Annotated in this window: 21 protein-coding genes and 1 pseudogene; 12 read left to right on the forward strand and 10 right to left on the reverse strand. The window is 62.6% G+C overall.

Annotation, left to right across the window (positions count from 1 at the left end; translation table 11 throughout):
• The first annotated feature begins 189 nt into the window (after positions 1-189).
• Both QBK88_RS21785 and nadS read left to right on the forward strand, forming a co-directional pair.
• Positions 190-369, forward strand: a complete 180-nt coding sequence (locus QBK88_RS21785; RefSeq protein WP_277963671.1) for a hypothetical protein — start codon at positions 190-192, stop codon at positions 367-369.
• Position 370: 1 nt separating this feature from the next.
• Positions 371-658, forward strand: a complete 288-nt coding sequence (gene nadS / locus QBK88_RS21790) for a NadS family protein (protein WP_277963672.1) — start codon at positions 371-373, stop codon at positions 656-658.
• On the opposite strand, the gene QBK88_RS21795 is transcribed toward nadS, so the two are convergent.
• Entirely contained in the window at positions 655-2,424 is a 1,770-nt protein-coding gene (locus tag QBK88_RS21795; protein ID WP_277963673.1) for a thiamine pyrophosphate-binding protein, read from the reverse strand. The two genes, nadS and QBK88_RS21795, sit on opposite strands and share 4 nt — an antisense overlap.
• Before the next feature lie 6 nt (positions 2,425-2,430).
• A complete protein-coding gene (locus QBK88_RS21800; RefSeq protein ID WP_277963674.1) occupies positions 2,431-2,802 on the reverse strand; it encodes a carboxymuconolactone decarboxylase family protein in 372 nt (123 codons plus the stop codon).
• A gap of 645 nt (positions 2,803-3,447) precedes the next feature.
• Between QBK88_RS21800 and QBK88_RS21805 the strand changes: the two genes are divergently transcribed.
• Positions 3,448-5,052, forward strand: coding sequence for a response regulator (locus QBK88_RS21805; RefSeq protein WP_268148894.1), 1,605 nt, complete (start codon positions 3,448-3,450; stop codon positions 5,050-5,052).
• The gene (locus tag QBK88_RS21810; RefSeq protein WP_277963675.1) at positions 5,049-5,741 is read left to right on the forward strand and encodes a sensor histidine kinase; all 693 of its coding nucleotides are present in this window, start codon (positions 5,049-5,051) and stop codon (positions 5,739-5,741) included. Before QBK88_RS21805 ends, QBK88_RS21810 begins: the two co-directional genes overlap by 4 nt.
• Here QBK88_RS21810 and QBK88_RS21815 read toward each other — a convergent pair whose 3' ends face one another.
• Entirely contained in the window at positions 5,742-7,298 is a 1,557-nt protein-coding gene (locus QBK88_RS21815; protein WP_277963676.1) for a glycosyltransferase family 39 protein, read from the reverse strand. It abuts the gene before it with no gap.
• 229 nt (positions 7,299-7,527) lie between these two features.
• Between QBK88_RS21815 and hepT the strand changes: the two are divergent.
• Together hepT and yiaY are read left to right on the forward strand one after the other, a co-directional pair.
• A pseudogene (hepT, locus tag QBK88_RS21820) lies at positions 7,528-7,740 on the forward strand (type VII toxin-antitoxin system HepT family RNase toxin); the annotation flags it as partial.
• A gap of 184 nt (positions 7,741-7,924) precedes the next feature.
• Positions 7,925-9,073, forward strand: a complete 1,149-nt coding sequence (gene yiaY / locus QBK88_RS21825; RefSeq protein WP_277963677.1) for an L-threonine dehydrogenase — start codon at positions 7,925-7,927, stop codon at positions 9,071-9,073.
• A gap of 93 nt (positions 9,074-9,166) precedes the next feature.
• On the opposite strand, the gene QBK88_RS21830 is transcribed toward yiaY, so the two are convergent.
• The gene (locus tag QBK88_RS21830) at positions 9,167-9,430 is read right to left on the reverse strand and encodes a hypothetical protein (protein WP_277963678.1); all 264 of its coding nucleotides are present in this window, start codon (positions 9,428-9,430) and stop codon (positions 9,167-9,169) included.
• A 224-nt stretch (positions 9,431-9,654) separates the two neighbouring features.
• On the opposite strand from QBK88_RS21830, the gene QBK88_RS21835 reads away from it, so the two are divergent.
• The 4 genes from QBK88_RS21835 to QBK88_RS21850 all read left to right on the forward strand — a co-directional run bounded on the left by QBK88_RS21835 (position 9,655) and on the right by QBK88_RS21850 (position 12,810).
• Positions 9,655-10,314, forward strand: coding sequence for a class I SAM-dependent methyltransferase (locus QBK88_RS21835; protein ID WP_277963679.1), 660 nt, complete (start codon positions 9,655-9,657; stop codon positions 10,312-10,314).
• A gap of 82 nt (positions 10,315-10,396) precedes the next feature.
• Positions 10,397-11,530 (forward strand): ribonuclease D, encoded by a 1,134-nt coding sequence (gene rnd, locus QBK88_RS21840; RefSeq protein WP_277963680.1) that lies wholly within the window; start codon positions 10,397-10,399, stop codon positions 11,528-11,530.
• Positions 11,527-11,820 carry a YcgL domain-containing protein gene (locus QBK88_RS21845; RefSeq protein ID WP_277963681.1) on the forward strand — a complete coding sequence of 98 codons (294 nt, stop codon included), beginning with the start codon at positions 11,527-11,529 and terminating at the stop codon, positions 11,818-11,820. Before rnd ends, QBK88_RS21845 begins: the two co-directional genes overlap by 4 nt.
• Before the next feature lie 57 nt (positions 11,821-11,877).
• Positions 11,878-12,810, forward strand: a complete 933-nt coding sequence (locus tag QBK88_RS21850) for a D-2-hydroxyacid dehydrogenase (protein ID WP_277963682.1) — start codon at positions 11,878-11,880, stop codon at positions 12,808-12,810.
• A 69-nt stretch (positions 12,811-12,879) separates the two neighbouring features.
• Here QBK88_RS21850 and QBK88_RS21855 read toward each other — a convergent pair whose 3' ends face one another.
• Complete coding sequence (locus tag QBK88_RS21855) at positions 12,880-13,473, reverse strand: nitroreductase family protein (RefSeq protein ID WP_268148911.1); 594 nt, start codon at positions 13,471-13,473, stop codon at positions 12,880-12,882.
• Positions 13,474-13,652: 179 nt separating this feature from the next.
• Between QBK88_RS21855 and QBK88_RS21860 the strand changes: the two genes are divergently transcribed.
• Entirely contained in the window at positions 13,653-14,102 is a 450-nt protein-coding gene (locus tag QBK88_RS21860; RefSeq protein ID WP_277963683.1) for a YcgN family cysteine cluster protein, read from the forward strand.
• Positions 14,103-14,209: 107 nt separating this feature from the next.
• Here the strand turns inward: QBK88_RS21860 and QBK88_RS21865 are convergent, their stop codons facing one another.
• The 4 genes from QBK88_RS21865 to QBK88_RS21880 all read right to left on the reverse strand — a co-directional run bounded on the left by QBK88_RS21865 (position 14,210) and on the right by QBK88_RS21880 (position 16,290).
• Positions 14,210-14,584 (reverse strand): YgaP family membrane protein, encoded by a 375-nt coding sequence (locus tag QBK88_RS21865; RefSeq protein ID WP_277963684.1) that lies wholly within the window; start codon positions 14,582-14,584, stop codon positions 14,210-14,212.
• Between the two features lie 68 nt (positions 14,585-14,652).
• Positions 14,653-15,123, reverse strand: a complete 471-nt coding sequence (locus tag QBK88_RS21870) for an RNA methyltransferase (RefSeq protein ID WP_027977079.1) — start codon at positions 15,121-15,123, stop codon at positions 14,653-14,655.
• 6 nt (positions 15,124-15,129) lie between these two features.
• On the reverse strand, positions 15,130-15,495 hold the full coding sequence (locus QBK88_RS21875; RefSeq protein ID WP_158158551.1) for a YajD family HNH nuclease: 366 nt from the start codon (positions 15,493-15,495) through the stop codon (positions 15,130-15,132).
• 108 nt (positions 15,496-15,603) lie between these two features.
• Positions 15,604-16,290, reverse strand: a complete 687-nt coding sequence (locus QBK88_RS21880; protein WP_277963685.1) for a hypothetical protein — start codon at positions 16,288-16,290, stop codon at positions 15,604-15,606.
• Positions 16,291-16,374: 84 nt separating this feature from the next.
• Here QBK88_RS21880 and QBK88_RS21885 point away from each other — a divergent pair, with 84 nt between their 5' ends.
• Positions 16,375-16,650 (forward strand): hypothetical protein, encoded by a 276-nt coding sequence (locus QBK88_RS21885; protein ID WP_268148919.1) that lies wholly within the window; start codon positions 16,375-16,377, stop codon positions 16,648-16,650.
• A gap of 32 nt (positions 16,651-16,682) precedes the next feature.
• Here QBK88_RS21885 and QBK88_RS21890 read toward each other — a convergent pair whose 3' ends face one another.
• Positions 16,683-17,156, reverse strand: a complete 474-nt coding sequence (locus QBK88_RS21890; RefSeq protein ID WP_268148921.1) for a cyclic nucleotide-binding domain-containing protein — start codon at positions 17,154-17,156, stop codon at positions 16,683-16,685.
• Positions 17,157-17,181: the final 25 nt, after the last annotated feature.

Genomic DNA, 17,181 nt, shown 5'->3' on the forward strand with positions numbered 1-17,181 from the left:
TCCACAGGTCATGGCACGTTGCAACTCATGTGGGACCGGCCTTGGCCGGGAAGCGCCGCGCGGGCGGCGCACGGTCGCAGGAGCCGCGCACACCTCGCGGCATGCCCCTGCAGGCCTTGATGCAGTGTCCAAGCAAATCCCCCGGGTTTTTCCGCAGGCTCCGGACATTGATGGAGCAATGGCCGCAAGATGCGAGCCGATGTTTCAGTGCTGCCATTGATACCCAGCGCCGCCCGCGCGGCGCTTCTCGCCACCGCTGAGGTGATCTATCTGGTCATGGGATACCCCAAACGCACCAAGGACAGCCTGACGGCCGTGGAAAAAGCTGAATTGAAAGCGCTCACTCAACGACTGAACAATGAGGTGTGATATGAGTTTTTTTGACGAGATGAAGGATTCCCTTGAAGAGGCGGTGGACATCAAAAATGGTCATCGCCTGCCGTCCCGCCAGAGCCGTTTTAAAGTGGTTGATGTGAAGGCCATCCGGGCTCAACTGAACGTCTCGCAGAGCGATATGGCCAAGGCCCTGGGCACCAGCCTGGATACGATCAAGAGCTGGGAAAGCGGCCGCCGTCACCCGACCGGTCTTGCCGCGAAGGTGTTGGAGGTCGTCAAGGCTAAGCCCGAGTTTTTTCACGAACTGGTGGCCGTGCGCTAATCGGCGGCTGCTTGCGGTGCGCTCCCTACGTTACGCTGTGAGGCGGGCTTATGTGCGGCTCCCCCGCGGAGTTTCATGCTCAGGTCAAAGGCAGTGGTGGGGGTTGGGTAGTTGCCGGTGCGTACGTCGATGACCACAGTGCCGCCGCACCCCAGCGCGTATTTGAACGTCGGGACCAACTGCTCTGCATCCGTAACGGTCAGGCCTGTGGCCCCCAGCGCCTTAGCGAAGCCCGCCCAGTCGTGAAGGGGTAGTTCATGCAATTTGCCCAGCGCCGGGTTGACCGCATCAGCGCGCAGCTTCGGGTTGCCCAGGGCGGCATTGTTCATCACCACGCACATCAGCGGCAGGCCATGACGGGCCGCCGTCTGGATCTCGATGCCATGCATCAGCATGCAGCCGTCTCCAGTCACGACCACACAGGGTTCGCCTGGGCAGGCGAACGCGGCACCAATAGCCGCCGGGATCGCCCAGCCCATCGCCCCCATGTACTTGATGGAAGTGAAAAAGCGCCGCGGCCGCAGGCTTTTCCAGTAGTGCCCGACGAAAAATGCGTGGGCACCGCTGTCGGAGAACAGCAGGGTGTCGGCCCCTATTACCTGCTGCAGGTCGTGCACTACGCGTGCGGGATGAATTGGCTGTAGGGTCGTGACGGTATTGCTCATGGCTTCATGGCGTGGATGGCCACGAGTCAGTGCTTCGAGCCAGCGTTTACGGTCTGCCAGGCTAGCTAGCAAGGGCCTGCCATCCTCTTGGCTGCACCTGTTGAGGGTGGTCAGGAAGGCAGCGGTGTCACCGTTGATGCTCAAGTCGACCCGGTAAGCGCTGCATAAAGCGTCAGCATTGATATCGTTTACGATGAGGGCGTGCGCCGGCTGCAACCCTGGGGCCCAGCCCAGACTGCTCAACATGTTGAGGCGTGAGCCGAGTACCACCAGTGTATCGAGCACGTTGCCCGTGAGTGCCTGGATGGCTGGGCCATTGCCGAACCAGCCGAGCACGCCGAGGCTTAACGGGTGGTCTTCGGGAAACACGCCTTTGGCCCCCAAGGTCGTGGCCACCGGAATGTGGAGCCGTTCGGCGAACCGGAGCAGCTCTTCGCTGGCGCCGGACTGGACGCATCCGGAGCCTGCCAGGATGGCGATGCGGGGGCGGGGGCCTACGGTACGCCAAAAGCGCTGGCATCCCGTCTCGTCCAATGGCCGGGGATGGAAGTCGCTTGCATTGAGCGGTGTCCAGGTCTCGTGAACCAAGGCCTTCTGCAGGTCCATGGGTATAGTGAGTTGTACCGGCCCTCGAGAGGCTGGGGCGAGCATTCGCTGCAGCAACCTGCGTAAGTAGCGGAGTGTTTGTTCGGGGGCTTCCAGGGTCAAGCGTGCCGCAGTGACGGGCGCGACCACCGTTGAGGCGCAAGTGTCGATACAGGCTAAATCCTGCAAGGCCCCAAGGTGCTTGTTCTGGCGGTGGGTGTCCCCGGTCACCACCAGTAGAGGTGAGCGATCTGCAAGCGCCGTGGCCAGCGCCGTGATGGTATTGGTAATACCGGGGCCACCGATGCAAAGGCAGGCGCCAAAGCGACCGCTCGCACGGCTGTAACCATCAGCCATGTACACGGCACCCGCTTCGTGGGCGGCGACGATTGGAATAACGTTGCCCCCGGAAGTTGCACTTTCAAGCAGCGCATCGATGGGCTGTCCCGGTACGCAGAATAGATGGCTTACTGCCTCCTTGCTCAATACGTTGAATAGCGCGTCGGCGACATTCATGGGAGGTTACCCGTGGTTACGGATGATTTCCATGGCGTTGTAAGTTCGCGGTACGCCAATGTAGATACTGAGCAGGATGATACACTCGGTAATGTCGGTAATAGTCAGCCCGCGAAGGGGAGCGGTATGCAAGTGCTGGCGTATTTCGCGCTCGCTGTCACCCTGGGTTACCAGCGCCGCGATTGCCACCAACTCCTTCTCCCGGGCGCTGAGGCAGGGGCGCTGCCAGAGGCTACCCAGGCCGAACTCCTGAATGATATCGAAATAGTCAGGGCAAAATGATTGAAGTCGTTTCAAGGCGGCGACATCATCGGGGTGATAGACCTTGTTGAGTTCTTGTTCGCCGATTGACGGCGGCGCAGCGGGTTTGTCGGTCATGCGAGTGGCCCCGGGCACATGGATGAAATGATAATTTCATGAATCCGTTGTTGTGGGATTTCTATCGTGAAATGTTCGTGGATCAACTATGATGTTAGTTGAAGTTGCAAGAAACTTTATCTTGTTTCGCGCTTGCGGTTATGCAGGGAGCTATAAAAGTGCGGTTGTTATTTTATTTATAAGGGTTGGTTTGTGAATAACGCTTTCCAGCGTTTCGCTCTGTCCTGCAGGGGTGAATCTGCCAGCCGTGCGATTTCCTGTTTTGGTGAACTTGGTCCTTGGCTTGTGTATTGGTCTCTGAGCTGGCCCAGCGGCGCCTGCTTCGCGAGCAAGCTCTGCTCCAACATGGGAGCATGGCTTGCCAGCGAAAAGAGCGACGCGCAGTCGGCGTCGTGCTTCGTCTTCCGCCAGGCACCTGTTTTTCGCCTACCTTTTCTCCTTGGCGGTAATCGAACGGGTTTGCGGATTAGTGGCAAAATAATGGCATTTGCAGTGTGACCTGTGCGGGTTACCGTAGGTCCCACACCCGGGTGAAAAGGCGCGGTATTCATGGGGCGACACCTCTAGAAAATCCGCCCCATGCCGATAGCCCACGTATTGGAAAGCCCCCACAGGCTTATATTCATTCCCCCAACGGGATCGCGCATGCTGGCGTACAACCAAAAATCGTTTCTCATCGTCGACGACTTCTCCGATTTCCGCAGCTCGGTGCGCTCCATGCTGCGCGAGTTGGGCGTGAAGGATGTGGACACGGCCGACACCGGTGAACAGGCCCTGAAGGCTTGCGCGCAGAAGCGCTACGATTTCGTGCTGCACGACTTCAACCTGGGCGACGGCAAGAAGAATGGCCAGCAGGTGCTCGAAGACCTGATGCTGGACAAGCTGCTCAGCCACGAAAGCGTGTTCATCATGGTCACCGCCGAGAACAGCCAGGCCATGGTGATGAGCGCCCTGGAATGGGAGCCCGATGCCTATCTGACCAAGCCGTTCAACCGCGCGGGCCTGGCGCAGCGCCTGGAAAAACTGGTGCAGCGCAAGACCCTGCTCAAGCCGATTCTGCAGGCGCTGGACAAGGGCCTGCCGATGGAAGTGCTGGCCGCGTGCACGCGCCTGACCCAGGAAGATGCCCGTTACGCGCCGCTGTGCCATCGCTACAAGGCAGAGGCGTTGCGTGACCTCAACCAGCACGAGCCGCTGGAGGCCTTCCTCAAGACCATTCTGGCCGACCGCCCCACGCCGTGGGCCTTCGGTGCCTTGGGCAACCTGCTGTTCAAGCGCAAGAACCTGGCCGAAGCCCAGGACGTGTACGAGCGCGCACTGAAGACGTTCCCGATGTTGCCCGCACTGTACGACGGCCTGGCCGACGTGCTGGTGGCCCGCAACGACGGCAAGCGCGCCCAGCAGGTGCTGGAAGACGCGGTGAAGCTGTCGCCCCTGGCCGTGCGCCGGCAGAGCCTGCTGGGCAAGCTGGCCATGGAAAACCAGGATTTCGATAGCGCGTCCCGGGCGTTCCGCCAAGCGGTGAACCAGGGTCAGTATTCCCGTTTCAAGAACCCCGAGACCAACCTGGGGTTTGCCCAGGCGCTGATCAGCAAGGGGGGCGACGCGGGCCTGGATGCGCGCAGCCGCGTGGAGCTGAACCAGACCCTCACCGACGTCGCCAAGGACAATAATGACGACCAGGGCATCCAGGTGCGCACCCGGCTGATCAAGGCCACCAGCCTGCAGCGCTCCAACCCCGAAGAGGCCGCCAAGCTGGCTGAAGAGGCCGTCAGCCGCCTGCAGAGCATGGACCAGTTCCTCAGCGCCGAGGCCGCCCTGTCGGTGGCCGCGCAGTTGCAGAACCTGGGTCAGGACGAAGCGGGCGTCGGCGTGCTCAAGAGCTGTGCCGAAATCTATGGCGACGACCCGCAGGTGATGCAGAACATCGCCAAGCAGACCGACGACCCGGCTATCCTCGGCTCCAACAAGATTGCCATCGACTACAACCAGCAGGGCGTGCGCGCCTATCGCGAAGGGCGTTTCGTCGAGGCTCAGGCGCTGTTTCGTCAAGCCCTGGCGCTGCAACCGAAGAACATCAGTATCGCCCTCAACCTGGCCCAGGGCCTGCTGCACGCCAAGGGCGTGCCGATCACCGGCGCGGGCCTGGAAGAGTGCAGGGCGTGCCTGCGCACCGTGGGCCACATGCCCGAAAGCGATGCTCGCTTCGAGCGTTACCAGAAACTGCGGAACAGGGCGTTTGGCGCATGAGTGAAAACAACAGCGGCCTGGACTTTTCCATGGTCATCGCCTCCATCGTGCATGACATGAAAAACTCGTTGTCGTCGGTCATGACCGCCCATGGCAAGTGGTCACAGGGGCTGCCCGAAGAGCAGCGCAATACGGCGGAGCGCGGGGTCATAGACTACGAATTCGCCAACCTCAACGGCATGATGGTGCAACTGCTGGGGCTGTATAAGCTGGGCGTCAACCAGTTGCCCCTGCGGCCTGAATACCATGAGATGGACGATTTCATCGAGGCGCAGTTGGCCTGGCACCAGGAAGTACTGGACAGCCGGGGTATCAGCGCCAGCCATGACGTGGACGTGTTGTGCCCGCTGGGGTTCTTCGACCGCGAACTGGTGGGCTCGGTGGTGGCCAACGTGATCATCAACGCCATCCGATTTGCCCGTGGGGCCATTCATATCAGTGCGTGGGAAGAAGACGGGCAACTGGTGCTGGGCATCAATGACGATGGCCCCGGCTACCCGTCGGCGCTGATCGAGTCGCAGTCGGCTTATGTGCAGGGTATCAACCCGGTCAGCGGCAGCACGGGCCTGGGCCTGTATTTCGCGGCGCGCATCGCCGAGCGCCATGAACGCAACGGTGTCGTCGGCCGGGTGGAACTGGCCAACGGTGGCAGCCTGGGCGGCGGTTATTTCAAGCTCTACCTGCCCTGATCAGGGCCGCTCGTAAAGCCGCGCTTCGGTGTCACCGACCACGGTCTGGTCCACCTTGCGCCACTGGGCCGGGATCGAGGCGAAGTCGTCGGTGTCGCCTGTGCCGCTGATCAACCACACCCGCTGGTGGTCCTGGGGCAGATCCTTCAAGGTATCCACATAAATGCGCTCAGCGTCCTCGTCCACCAGGTTGCCAAAGCCGTAGTCGGTCGGTCGGCCGGTGCTGCCGTCCAGCTTGGGCGGGGTGTACAGCAGCGGTTCGGCGCCAGTGGTGTTGTAGTACAAATAGCCGAAATACCAGAACAGATCGCTGACCACGATGCGATCGCCCGGCTGGTAGCGCTGGTTGACGAAGTTCACCATCTTGTCGAACTGGTCATCGTCCACGTCATAGTTGCGCTGCAGGCCCACCGCCTGCACGGCGACGAACGCCAGTACCGCCGCCACCGCCAGTGGTTGGGAGCGACGGGCCAAGCGGTCGGCGGCAATGCCCAGCACCAGCGGCAGCCCCAGGGCCGAGAACATCATGTAGCGGTCCACCAGCAACGGTGTCTTGAACGAAATCAGAAAAATCACCAGCAACGGCAGCACGCTGTAGATCACCAGCAGTGATGGCAGGCGCAAGGGGTGCCGGTCGCTGCAAAGCACCCAACCCACGATAGCCCCCAGCACCAGGGGCAGGCCGACGAACAGTAGCACCGGCAGGTCGAAGCCATCGCTGAGGATCAGGTACTGCCAGACCATCGACGGCAGCGAGCCGACCGTCACGTCACTGATCCAGCCCACGTCATTGCCGGCAGCCAGTTCCGGCAGGTGTTGCACCAGGTCCACCAGGCTGGGCACCCACGGCAGGTACAGCGCCACGATGGCGACGTTGGCCAGCCACCAGGCAGGGCGTTGCACCAGTCGGTTACCGCCACCACGCAACAGCGCCAGGTACGCCCAATGAGCCAGCACGCACAGGCTGGTGAAGTAATGGGTGTAGAAACTGGCGCTCATCAGCAGCACGTACGCCACCAGAAAACCGTTGCGGCGCGGGTATTTCACCCAGTACACCAGCGCCAGGGTGGCGGCCATCAGCCACATGCCCATCAGCGGGTACATGCGAATTTCCTGGCTGTAGTGCACGGCGATGGGCAACAGTGCCAGCATCAGCCCGCCCAGCACCGCTGCGCGCCGCCCGGCTGCCAGCTGCGCCAGCCACACGCCCAGGCCGACACTGACGATGCCGGGCAGGGCGCTGATCACCCGAATGGAAAACAGCCCGTTGCCGAACAGTGCCATCCAGCCGTGCAGCACCAGGTAATACAGCGGGGGGTGTACATCATGGCCGGCGTGGGTCCAGATCTGTGCGGGGGAGTAGGCGCTGATCACCAGGCTGGAGCCTTCGTCGCACCAGATGGCGGAGGCCGTCAGTTGGTACAGGCGCGCCATGATGGCCAGCAGCATGATAGGCCAGAACCACAGGCCTGCCGGTGCCTGGCCCAGCAGCCGCAGCCAGGCCTGGCGCGGCAGGCGCTGCAGTTCGATCAGGGGCGGCTCTTTCTGGGCGTTCATCTTTCCTCCGTCCGGGAGACTACAAAGATAGCGCCGGCTTTGTTCTTCTGATGGTCGATATCCTAGCAGCCGGCGCGGGTTGTGTAAGTGTCCGGAAGAGGCCGAACGGGCAGTCATCAGCGCGGGGCGTGCCTTATCGGGCAAAACGTGCATAGATACGCTTCATGAACATGGAAAAGATTATTGAAAGGCTCCAACAGCGTTTGCCAGCGTTGCAGGCTATCTAAACGCTCGGAGTGCACTGGCGCTGATTGCACAAGCCGGTTGGGTAGATGAAACGCTTTCCTCCAACCTCAAGAACATGGTTGGTTTCCGCAACATCGCCGTGCATGAGTACCAGACCCTCCAGTTGCCCATCCTTGTATCGATCATCACCAAGCACATGGACGATTTCCTGATTTTCACCCGTGAGGTACTTCAGAAGGATGCCTCCCGCTCCTGAACGGCAGGGCAGGCCGCCTGTTGGCCTGCCGCCGGGTCTACTACCAAAGCACCCCCTCGATCCCCCCCAAAGCACCATTCTGCCCCTACCCCCGCGCGCCTAGCATTGATCCAGCAACGAGCTCGCCTGATGAACCGCAACCTCGGCCCGGCCCTGGGCCAACCACAATAAAAGAGGATCAATCATGAGCAGCACTTTCTTCATTCCCTCCGTGAACATGATGGGTATCGGCAGCCTCGACGAGGCGGTGGTAGCCATTCGCAAGTATGGTTTTCGCAAGGCCCTGATCGTCACCGATGCTGGCCTGGCCAAGGCCGGGGTGGCCGACAAGGTGGCGGGCCTGCTGGCCGAGCAGGACATCAATGCCACCATCTTCGACGGCGCCAAGCCCAACCCTACCGTAAGCAATGTCGAGAACGGCCTGGCCGCGCTGAAGCAGTCGGGCAGCGATTTCATCATTTCCCTGGGCGGCGGTTCGCCCCACGACTGCGCCAAGGGCATCGCCCTGTGCGCCACCAACGGCGGCCACATCAGCGAATACGAAGGCGTCGACCAGTCGGCCAAGCCGCAATTGCCGCTGATTGCCATCAATACCACGGCTGGCACGGCCAGCGAGATGACGCGGTTCTGCATCATCACCGATGAAACCCGCCACGTGAAAATGGCCATCGTCGACCGCAACGTCACGCCGCTGCTGTCGGTGAACGACCCGGCGCTGATGGCCAAGATGCCCAAGGGGCTCACCGCCGCCACCGGCATGGACGCCCTGACCCATGCCGTTGAGGCCTATGTATCCACGGCCGCGACGCCCATCACCGACGCCTGTGCACTCAAGGCGGTGCAGCTGATTTCCGCCAACCTGCGCACGGCCGTGGCCCAGGGCGACGACATGACTGCACGGGAAAACATGGCCTACGCGCAGTTCCTGGCAGGCATGGCGTTCAACAACGCATCCCTGGGCTACGTGCATGCCATGGCGCACCAGTTGGGTGGTTTCTATGACCTGCCCCATGGCGTGTGCAACGCGGTGCTGCTGCCCCATGTGGAAAGCTTCAACGCCAGCGTCTGCCCGGCGCGCCTGAAGGATGTGGCCACGGCAATGGGCGTAGACACCCAGGGGCTGGACGATGAAAAGGGCGCCGCCGCCGCGATCGCGGCCATTCGCGCGCTGTCCGCCGACATCGGTATTCCCGGCGGGTTGGCCGAGTTGGGCGCCAAGGCTGATGACATTCCTACCTTGGCCGCGAATGCGATGAAGGATGCGTGCGGCTTCACCAACCCGCGCACCGCCACACAGGGCGAGATCGAGCAGATTTTCCACACCGCAATGTAACGCCGCGTTGTAGGGGCCCAGAAAGAAAAAGCCCGCAATGAATTCATCGCGGGCCTTTCGTCGGGGCGGGGGCGGGCTTGTCCACCCCATCAGTTACTGATCAAACCCCGCCCCAGCCCCGCGGGTGCCCGGGTATTCCAATTGCTGCACGATGCGGTCCTTGGCCAGCAAACGTTTCTCCTTGAGCTTCTTCACCTCGTCGTCCGGCGCGGCGGCGGATTCGGCCTTGAGCACATCTGCGTCAATGGCGTCGTAGTCGTTCAGCAGCTTGCTGAGCCTGTCATCGCTTTTCCTGCGGGTGTCGACCTCTTCGCGAGTGAGTTTCAAATCCTCGTACAGATTGTGTTTGACCGGCATTCTCGTCACCTCTGCTGGGTTTGTGGGCCTAGGTTCAGACTATTGAGAGTAGCCTTGATTCCGTTGAGAGGCCTGTTGAAACCTGTCGACTGCCAGGGTGAAGGGTATTTGGATGAAAATATTCCGGCGCTTGCTGACGTTTTTTTCACATTGGATTGACCCGCATTTAACTCCTGTGCCGCTAAGGTAACCCTTCACCCTGGCCCTGCGAGCGCTCGCCATTCATGTCGTTGCCACCTTCCCACCGCGGTTCCGGTCAACTGTACGCTGCTGCGCCGTCACATTCGGGCCTGGGCGGGCGCCTGCAACAGTGGCGTGAAGCACAGCTGGCGCGCCAGTGCCTGGGCGCTGCCGGCGAGCCCGGTCTGGTGCTGGACTTGCCCTGTGGCAGTGGGCGTTTCTGGCCGGTGCTGGCAGAACACGCCAACCGCGTGATTCTGGCCGCCGACCCTGACCCCGACCAGCTCAGCCTGGCCATGAGCGGTTCACCCGCCGCGCTGTCGGCGCGCGTAGCACCGCTCAAGGCCAGCGCCGAGGCCATCAGCCTGGGCAACAATGCGGTCGATTGCATCTTCTGCATGCGCTGGTTTCACCATGTCCCCAGCAGCGAGCAGCGCTTGAGCGTGCTGCGCGAATTCCACCGGGTCAGCCGCGACACGGTGATCATTTCCCTGTGGGTGGACGGCAATTTCCGCGCCTGGCGCCGTCGCCGCCTGGAGCAGCGGCGCCTCGGCGCCGAGGGTGCTGGGCATCACAACCGCTTCGTGGTACCCCGCGCGCAGATCGAAAGCGAATTCCGTCAGGCGGGGTTCGCGATCGTCGACCATCATGATCTTGTTCCCGGGTACGCCATGTGGCGTACCTACGTGCTGCGCAAGGCTTGATCCGCATCGCCTTTGTCGATGGAATGCCCAGTAACCGTCGGGGTCGATATATACTGCGCGCCATTGTTCGAGGGAGAGCCTTGTGGCCATCGATATTCACTGGATTCGCGACGACGAAAGCCTGGCCCGGCAGTGTGCCGAATGGCAGCGTCTGCCGTACGTTGCACTCGACACCGAGTTCATGCGGGTCGACACCTTTTACCCCATAGCCGGCTTGATCCAGATCGGCGATGGCGCCGCCGCCTGGCTGATCGACCCGTTGACCATCCAACAGTGGCAACCACTGGCACAATTGCTGGAAAACACCGCCGTCATCAAGGTGGTGCATGCCTGCAGCGAAGACCTGGAAGTGCTGTTGCGCCTGACCGGCAGCCTGCCGGCGCCGCTGTTCGACACTCAGCTGGCCGCTGCCTACCTGAACCTGGGCTTCTCCATGGGCTATTCGCGCCTGGTGCAGGCGGTGCTCGACATCGAGCTGCCCAAGGGCGAGACCCGTTCCGACTGGCTGCAACGCCCCCTGTCGGACACCCAGGTGAGCTACGCCGCCGAAGACGCGGTGCACCTGGCCGAAGTCTATGAAAAGCTGCGCCCGCAGTTGTCCGACGACAAATACGCCTGGGTGCTGGAAGACGGCAGTGAGCTGGTGGCGCAACTGCGCCGCGAGGTGGACCCGTACGAAATCTACCGCGAGGCCAAGCTGGCCTGGAAGCTGTCACGCCAGCAACTGGCGGTGCTGCGCGAGCTGTGCGCCTGGCGCGAACGCGAGGCACGCGCCCGCGACTTGCCGCGTAACCGCATCGTGCGCGAGCATTCGCTGTGGCCCCTGGCCCGTACCCAGCCGGACAACCTGGGCGCCCTGGCCAAGATCGAAGACATGCACCCGCGTACCGTGCGCCAGGATGGCGAGTTCCTGCTCAAGCTGATCAAGGACGCCGGCAGCGTGCCCCCCGAACAGTGGCCGCCAGCCTTGCCAGAGCCATTGCCGATCGAAGCGGCGGGCGTGCTCAAGCAGCTGCGCGCCATCGGCCAGGCCGAAGGCGAGCGCCTGGGCATAGCCCCGGAAGTGATGCTGCGCAAGAAGACCCTCGAAGCCCTGCTCAAGAGCGGCTACCCCGACGGCCCCTATCAATTGCCTGACACACTGCGTGGCTGGCGCCGCGAGCTCATGGGCCAAGCCCTGCTCAAGGCCCTGGCGGGCGCAGGAGAGACACCATGAAACGCATCTGCTCCATTTACAAAAGCCCGCGCAAGAACGAGATGTACCTGTATGTGCTCAAGAGCGATGCCCTGGCGCGCGTACCCGATGGCCTGCTGACCGTGTTCGGCAAACCGGTGCACGCCTTCGACATGGTGCTGACCCCGGAACGCACGCTGGCCCGCGAGGACATCACCCAGGTGTTGGCCAACCTGGACGGCCAGGGTTACCACCTGCAGATGCCGCCGCCCGAAGAAGAGTACATCGAGCACCTGCCCGAAGAGCTGTTGCGTCGCAACGATCCGGTCTGACCGTCACACCCGGCAGTCGTCCGTGAGGCGGGCAGGGTTTTCAAGGGTTTCTCAAGCATGCGGGTTCTGATCGCAGAACAGGATTACGCCCTTTACGCGCAGTTGCTGCGTGAAGCGGCGCCGGACGTTGACGTTCTCACCAGTGGGGATTCGGCCGAGCTCTCAAAGCTGGCTGCCGACTGCCCTGTGTGGCTGGGCCAGCCAGATCTGCTGGGCACACTGCTGCGCCAGGGCCACCAGCCCCAGTGGCTGCAGTCCACCTGGGCGGGCATCACGCCGTTGTTGCTGCCCGGCCTGCCACGCCACTACCGGCTGACCCGGGCGGTGGGCATTTTCGGCCAGGTGATGGCCGAGTACATGCTGACCTATATGCTCGGCCATGAGCGTGAGGTGCTGGCCCGCCTGGTGGCCCAGGTCGAGCGCAAGTGGGACAACCGCCCCGGCCGCAGCCTGGAAGGGCGCCGCGTGCTGATCGTGGGTACCGGCGACATCGGCCAGCGGGTGGCGGAATGCCTGCTGCCGTTTGGCGTGGCCCTGTATGGCATCGCCAGCAGCCCGCGCGAGCAGGCGCCGTTCGTCGAGGTGCTGGGCCTGGACGCCCTGGGCGACAAGGTGGGGCAGGTGGACTACGTGATCAACCTGCTGCCGGACACGCCGGCTACCCAGGACATTTACAACGCCGCGCTGTTTGCCCGGTTCAATCCGGACGCGTTGTTCATCAACGCCGGGCGTGGGGTGGCGGTAGTCGATGCGGACCTGGTGGAGGCGTTGAAGCTGGGTCACCTGGCCGGTGCGGTGATCGATGTCTGCCGCCAGGAGCCTCTGCCCCAGCGTCATCCGTTCTGGACGGCCTGGGGGCTGTTGCTGACCGGGCACAGTTCGGCGCCGACCTCGCCGCAGGCGATGGTGCGCCTGTTCGTGGAAAACCTGCGCAACTACAGCGCGGGTCAACCATTGCGCGGCGAAGTGGATTTCATCCGGGGCTACTGAACGCCTTCGGGGAGCTGCAAGCTGCAAGCAGGTTGCACTCCGCTCGCAGCTCCATCCCTTTGGGATGACCTACAGGGTGAAATCACCTTCGGCAGCCAGTTCGCTCAGCGGGCGGCGTGGGCTAGGCAGTTCGCGGGCTTGCAGGTGTTCGGCCAGGCTGGCCTTGTCGCCCAGTTTGCCGATGGCGATGGCCGCGTGCAGCTCATACCCCTCTGGTACCTTCAGCTCCTTGCGGGTCAGTTCCTTGTCGAAACCGGCCATGCCGTGGGTATGCCAGCCACTCAGGCTCGCTTGCAGTGCCAGGTGGCCCCAGGCGGAACCGGTGTCGAACGTGTGCCACAGGGCTGGGGTTTCTTCCGTGGCGCCCGGTGCGGTGAAGGTGGTCTTGGAGAGGATGATCACCAGCGCCGAAGCGTGTTGCGCCCAGCTGCGGTTGAACTCGTTCAGCAGGCCCAGGTAACGCTCCCAGTTCGGGGTGCCGCGGCGGGCGTAGAGGAAACGCCATGGCTGCGAGTTGTAGGCCGAAGGCGCCCAGCGGGCGGCTTCCAGGAAGCTCAGCAGGGTTTCTTCCGAGATGTTTTCGTCACTGAAGGCGCGTGGCGACCAGCGGTTGATGAACTGCTCGTGAATACCGAGCTCGGCGATACGCGGGTTGACACTCATGGACGCTTCCTACGAAGTTGAGGGAAAACACCGAAATTACTGCGCCAAGGCCACCGCTGACAAGTGAAGTGTTTGACCGGATGTCGCCGGCGCTTGGCCCCAGGCCCTTGCGGCACTAGACTGGCGGCCTTTTCAGCCGGCTACCGGCGAACTGCATCTCGATACAGGACACCAGCAACATGGCCACGCACGTCGACCCCTTCTGGCGCACCAAAACCCTCGACCAGCTCACCCCGGTGGAGTGGGAGTCGCTGTGCGACGGGTGCGGGCTGTGCTGCCTGCAGAAGCTGGAAGATGAAGATGACCATAGCGTCTACTACACCCGGATCGCCTGCCAGTTGCTGGACCTGAAGACCTGCCAGTGCACCGACTACCCCAACCGCAAGGCCAAGGTGCCTGACTGCATCCAGCTCACCCCAGGGCAAGCCGACCAGTTCAAATGGCTGCCGCCGACCTGCGGCTATCGCCTGGTCAGCGAGCGCAAGGACCTGCCCAGCTGGCACCACCTGGTGTGTGGGGACCGCAAGCGGGTGCACAAGAAGCACATTTCCCAGTCGGGACGCATGCTCAGTGAGAAGGATGTGGACGAGGACGACTGGGAAGACTACCTGATCTTCCGCGCCGGTTGATCAGCGGGTGCCTGCAGCGGACCCGGCCGCGTCCCAGGCACCGCGTAATATCAGGCCCACCGTATGTGCCCTCGACGCGGCCAGGCGCCGCAGAGTATCAAGCAGGATCAAGGCTTGGGCGAAGCCAGCTCGTCGTTGCCGGTCACGGTAGCGGTCTTGGTGGCCTTCACCGCGCTTTCCTGCAACTTGCTCAACTCTTCCCCCGCGCGTTCGATCTTGGCACGTACGCCATCGAACTCCTGACGGCTTTGTTCGATCAGGGCCTTGGTGGCGCTATGGCCGGTCAGGCCGCGGGCCAAGGCCACGCCGCCGATGGCGATCTGCACCAGGCCGAAAAGGCCGCCCCGGCGCAGGCCCTTGCCCACCAGGACAATGCCGGTGGCCACCGAGCCTGCGCGTTCCCAGCCCTGCACATTGTGTTCGGTAGGGGAGGTCGCGCGGCCAATGGTGTCGAAGACTTCCAGGTGTTGGTTGTCGCTCATGATCATACTCCTGATGGGAATTGTTCTATCAGTAGCTGACTGCCAAACCCGGCAGCTGTTCCATCGGCCTATTTGAATTTCGGCCCTGAGCGGGTATTCAAGCCCTTGGCCATGCGGTCATACAGCACCACGTTGACCGTCGCCGCCAAATTCATGCAGCCCTCGGTGGGGATATAGATGGTGTCTTCGCACCAGTCGCGCACGCTCTGGTCCAGCGAGCCGTCTTCGGGGCCGAAGATATAGATGGCCCGGTCCGGGTGGGTGTACTCGGGCAACGGGCGCGCACCTTCCACCAGCTCCACGGCCACCGGGGTGCAGCCCAGGGGGATGATCTTCTGCAAGTCATCGATGCCGATCAGAGGGATGTCATAGTGGATGCGCTTGGTGTCGGTGACGAAGTCCCGTGCCCGCTCGTAGCGCTTGCCGGTATAGAACACCGAATTCACGCCATAGCAGCCGGCGGCTCGCATGACCGAGCCGACGTTTTCAGGGGATTTGGGGTTGAACAGACCGATGCAGCTGTAACGCTTGTTGGCCACGCCGGGTCAGTCCTTTTTCATCAGACCGGCCAGGGCCGCGAAGGGGTTGTGGGTGGCCTTGGCGATGGTCGGGCTGCTCAGGGAGCCTTCGCCGAAGTACTGCTGGTCGGTGTAACGAGCGTGCTCGTTGTCGTGGCAGTACAGGCACAGCAGTTCCCAGTTGGAGCCGTCCTGGGGGTTGTTGTCGTGGTTATGGTCGCGGTGGTGCACGGTCAGTTCGCTCAGGCGCTTGCCGGAGAACTCACGGGCGCAGCGGCCGCACACGTGCGGGTACATCTTCAGTGCCTTGTCGCGATAGCCGCTTTCGCGCTCGCGCTGGGTCTCGGCCAGGATGCGGTCGAGCTTGGCGGTATGGGGGGTGGACGAACTCATGGGTTCACCTCAAGGGATAATGACGGTCAGCCTGCATTCTAGCGTGAAACCAGGCCGTGCGGCCCTTCTTCTCCTGTGTCCCACAGAGGAAGGAGCGCCGTTCAGGGGCTAGCCCTTGAGCTTTTCGCAAATCCAGATGGTGTGCCGGGTACCCTTGTTGCCATGGGCATATACCTGCACTTCTTCGGCCTTGAAGCCGGCCTTGCGCAGGCGGTCGTTGAACTGGCGGTCGGCGCTGGCCGACCACACCGCCAGTATGCCCTTGGGCCGCAAGGCACGACCGCATGCCGCCAGGCCGCCGCTGGAATAGAGCCAGGAGTTGGCTTTCTGGGTCAGGCCTTCGGGGCCGTTGTCGACGTCGAGCATGATCGCGTCAAAGCCCAGGGGCTCGGCCTGGAGCACGTTGGCCACGTCGTCCTGAACGATGGTGGTGCGTGGGTCCAGCACCGGCATGCCGGCCTTTTCTCCGAGCGGGCCGTGGTTCCACTGCACCACGCCAGGCACCAGCTCGGCGACCACTACCTCGGCGCTCTTGCCCAGGTGTTTGAGCGCCGAGGCCAGGGTAAAGCCCATGCCCAGGCCGCCGATCAGTACCCGCGAATTCGGCCGCCCAGCCACTTTGCGGCAGGGGATTTCGGCCAGCGCGTCCTCGGAGCCGTGCATGCGCGTGTTCATCAGTTGGCCGCCGTCGCCGCCCTGGATCTTGATGACGAAATCCTCGCCGTATTCGAACAGGCACAGGGCACCGCCGTTGTCGGGGATGGGCGTGGTGTCCAGCAGTACAAAGCGTTTCATGGGGATCTCGCAGGGGGAGGGGACAGCGGACGCGGCAAAGAGTAGCCTTGGGTGCAGAACAAGTACCCGGCAGCGGAGCCGTCGATGAAGTTGCTTATTGTATCGGGCATTGTCGCCCTTGGGCTTGGTATTGGTGCGGCGCAGGCGGTGGAAGTGCAGGCAAATGTGGTGACACCCAGCAGCGGCGCACCCGGCACGCCCACGCCCACGCCCTACCCGCAGGTCTCCACCCCCATTCTGCCCAAGGCCGGGCCGGCTGGCAGTGCGCCGTTGCTGCCACCGATCAAGGTGCCGGGGCCGCCCAAGGATGATGCCTTGCCGGAACTGGAAGCCTCGCCGAACAAACCCCCACCCGGCTGAGCGGATAACGTGCAGGAGCAGGGGCAGTGTTATCAGGGGTGCTGGGAGAGCAGTTGGCCATCCACCATGCGCAAGCGCTTGGACATGGACACCGCCAGCGCCCGGATGATCTTCGCGGCGATTTTCGGCGCGTCGTTGAGCATCTTGTCCAGTGAGTCCTTGCCCAGGTTGAGCAACTGACAGTCACTGGCCGCCACGCAGGTGGCCGAACGTCGTTCGCCATCCAGCACCGCCATCTCGCCGAACGCCCGGCCCTTGCGCAGACTGGCGACGTCCACCGGCTGCTCGTCGTTGCCGGTCTTGCGCACGGTCACGGTGCCGCGGTGAATGATGCACATGAACGTACCGGCATCGCCCTCGTGGAAAATTTCTTCGCCCTGGGCAATGCTGGTGATGATGAAATAGCCTGACGCGGCAGCGAAGTCCGCCGGCAGCAGTTGGTTGAACAGCCCGCAGTCCATGAGCATGTCGCGGATTTCGTTATTCAGGTAGGTCGGATCTGGCATGGCATCACGGTCTTGTTATACGCAC

This window comes from Pseudomonas sp. RIT-To-2 (genome assembly GCF_029623465.1).
Lineage (GTDB): Bacteria > Pseudomonadota > Gammaproteobacteria > Pseudomonadales > Pseudomonadaceae > Aquipseudomonas > Aquipseudomonas silvicola.

Bases quoted from the DNA above. Each gene is read 5' to 3' on its own strand.
- QBK88_RS21795 (WP_277963673.1), bottom strand. From the start codon at position 2,424: ATGAATGTCGCCGACGCGCTATTCAACGTATTGAGCAAGGAGGCAGTA.
- QBK88_RS21885 (WP_268148919.1), top strand. From the start codon at position 16,375: ATGAAGTTGCTTATTGTATCGGGCATTGTCGCCCTTGGGCTTGGTATT.
- nadS (WP_277963672.1), top strand. From the start codon at position 371: ATGAGTTTTTTTGACGAGATGAAGGATTCCCTTGAAGAGGCGGTGGAC.
- yiaY (WP_277963677.1), top strand. From the start codon at position 7,925: ATGAGCAGCACTTTCTTCATTCCCTCCGTGAACATGATGGGTATCGGC.
- QBK88_RS21850 (WP_277963682.1), top strand. From the start codon at position 11,878: ATGCGGGTTCTGATCGCAGAACAGGATTACGCCCTTTACGCGCAGTTG.
- QBK88_RS21830 (WP_277963678.1), bottom strand. From the start codon at position 9,430: ATGCCGGTCAAACACAATCTGTACGAGGATTTGAAACTCACTCGCGAA.
- QBK88_RS21815 (WP_277963676.1), bottom strand. From the start codon at position 7,298: ATGAACGCCCAGAAAGAGCCGCCCCTGATCGAACTGCAGCGCCTGCCG.
- QBK88_RS21785 (WP_277963671.1), top strand. From the start codon at position 190: ATGCGAGCCGATGTTTCAGTGCTGCCATTGATACCCAGCGCCGCCCGC.
- QBK88_RS21810 (WP_277963675.1), top strand. From the start codon at position 5,049: ATGAGTGAAAACAACAGCGGCCTGGACTTTTCCATGGTCATCGCCTCC.
- QBK88_RS21805 (WP_268148894.1), top strand. From the start codon at position 3,448: ATGCTGGCGTACAACCAAAAATCGTTTCTCATCGTCGACGACTTCTCC.
- QBK88_RS21855 (WP_268148911.1), bottom strand. From the start codon at position 13,473: ATGAGTGTCAACCCGCGTATCGCCGAGCTCGGTATTCACGAGCAGTTC.
- QBK88_RS21845 (WP_277963681.1), top strand. From the start codon at position 11,527: ATGAAACGCATCTGCTCCATTTACAAAAGCCCGCGCAAGAACGAGATG.
- QBK88_RS21800 (WP_277963674.1), bottom strand. From the start codon at position 2,802: ATGACCGACAAACCCGCTGCGCCGCCGTCAATCGGCGAACAAGAACTC.
- QBK88_RS21880 (WP_277963685.1), bottom strand. From the start codon at position 16,290: ATGAAACGCTTTGTACTGCTGGACACCACGCCCATCCCCGACAACGGC.
- QBK88_RS21835 (WP_277963679.1), top strand. From the start codon at position 9,655: ATGTCGTTGCCACCTTCCCACCGCGGTTCCGGTCAACTGTACGCTGCT.
- QBK88_RS21865 (WP_277963684.1), bottom strand. From the start codon at position 14,584: ATGAGCGACAACCAACACCTGGAAGTCTTCGACACCATTGGCCGCGCG.
- QBK88_RS21875 (WP_158158551.1), bottom strand. From the start codon at position 15,495: ATGAGTTCGTCCACCCCCCATACCGCCAAGCTCGACCGCATCCTGGCC.
- QBK88_RS21860 (WP_277963683.1), top strand. From the start codon at position 13,653: ATGGCCACGCACGTCGACCCCTTCTGGCGCACCAAAACCCTCGACCAG.
- QBK88_RS21890 (WP_268148921.1), bottom strand. From the start codon at position 17,156: ATGCCAGATCCGACCTACCTGAATAACGAAATCCGCGACATGCTCATG.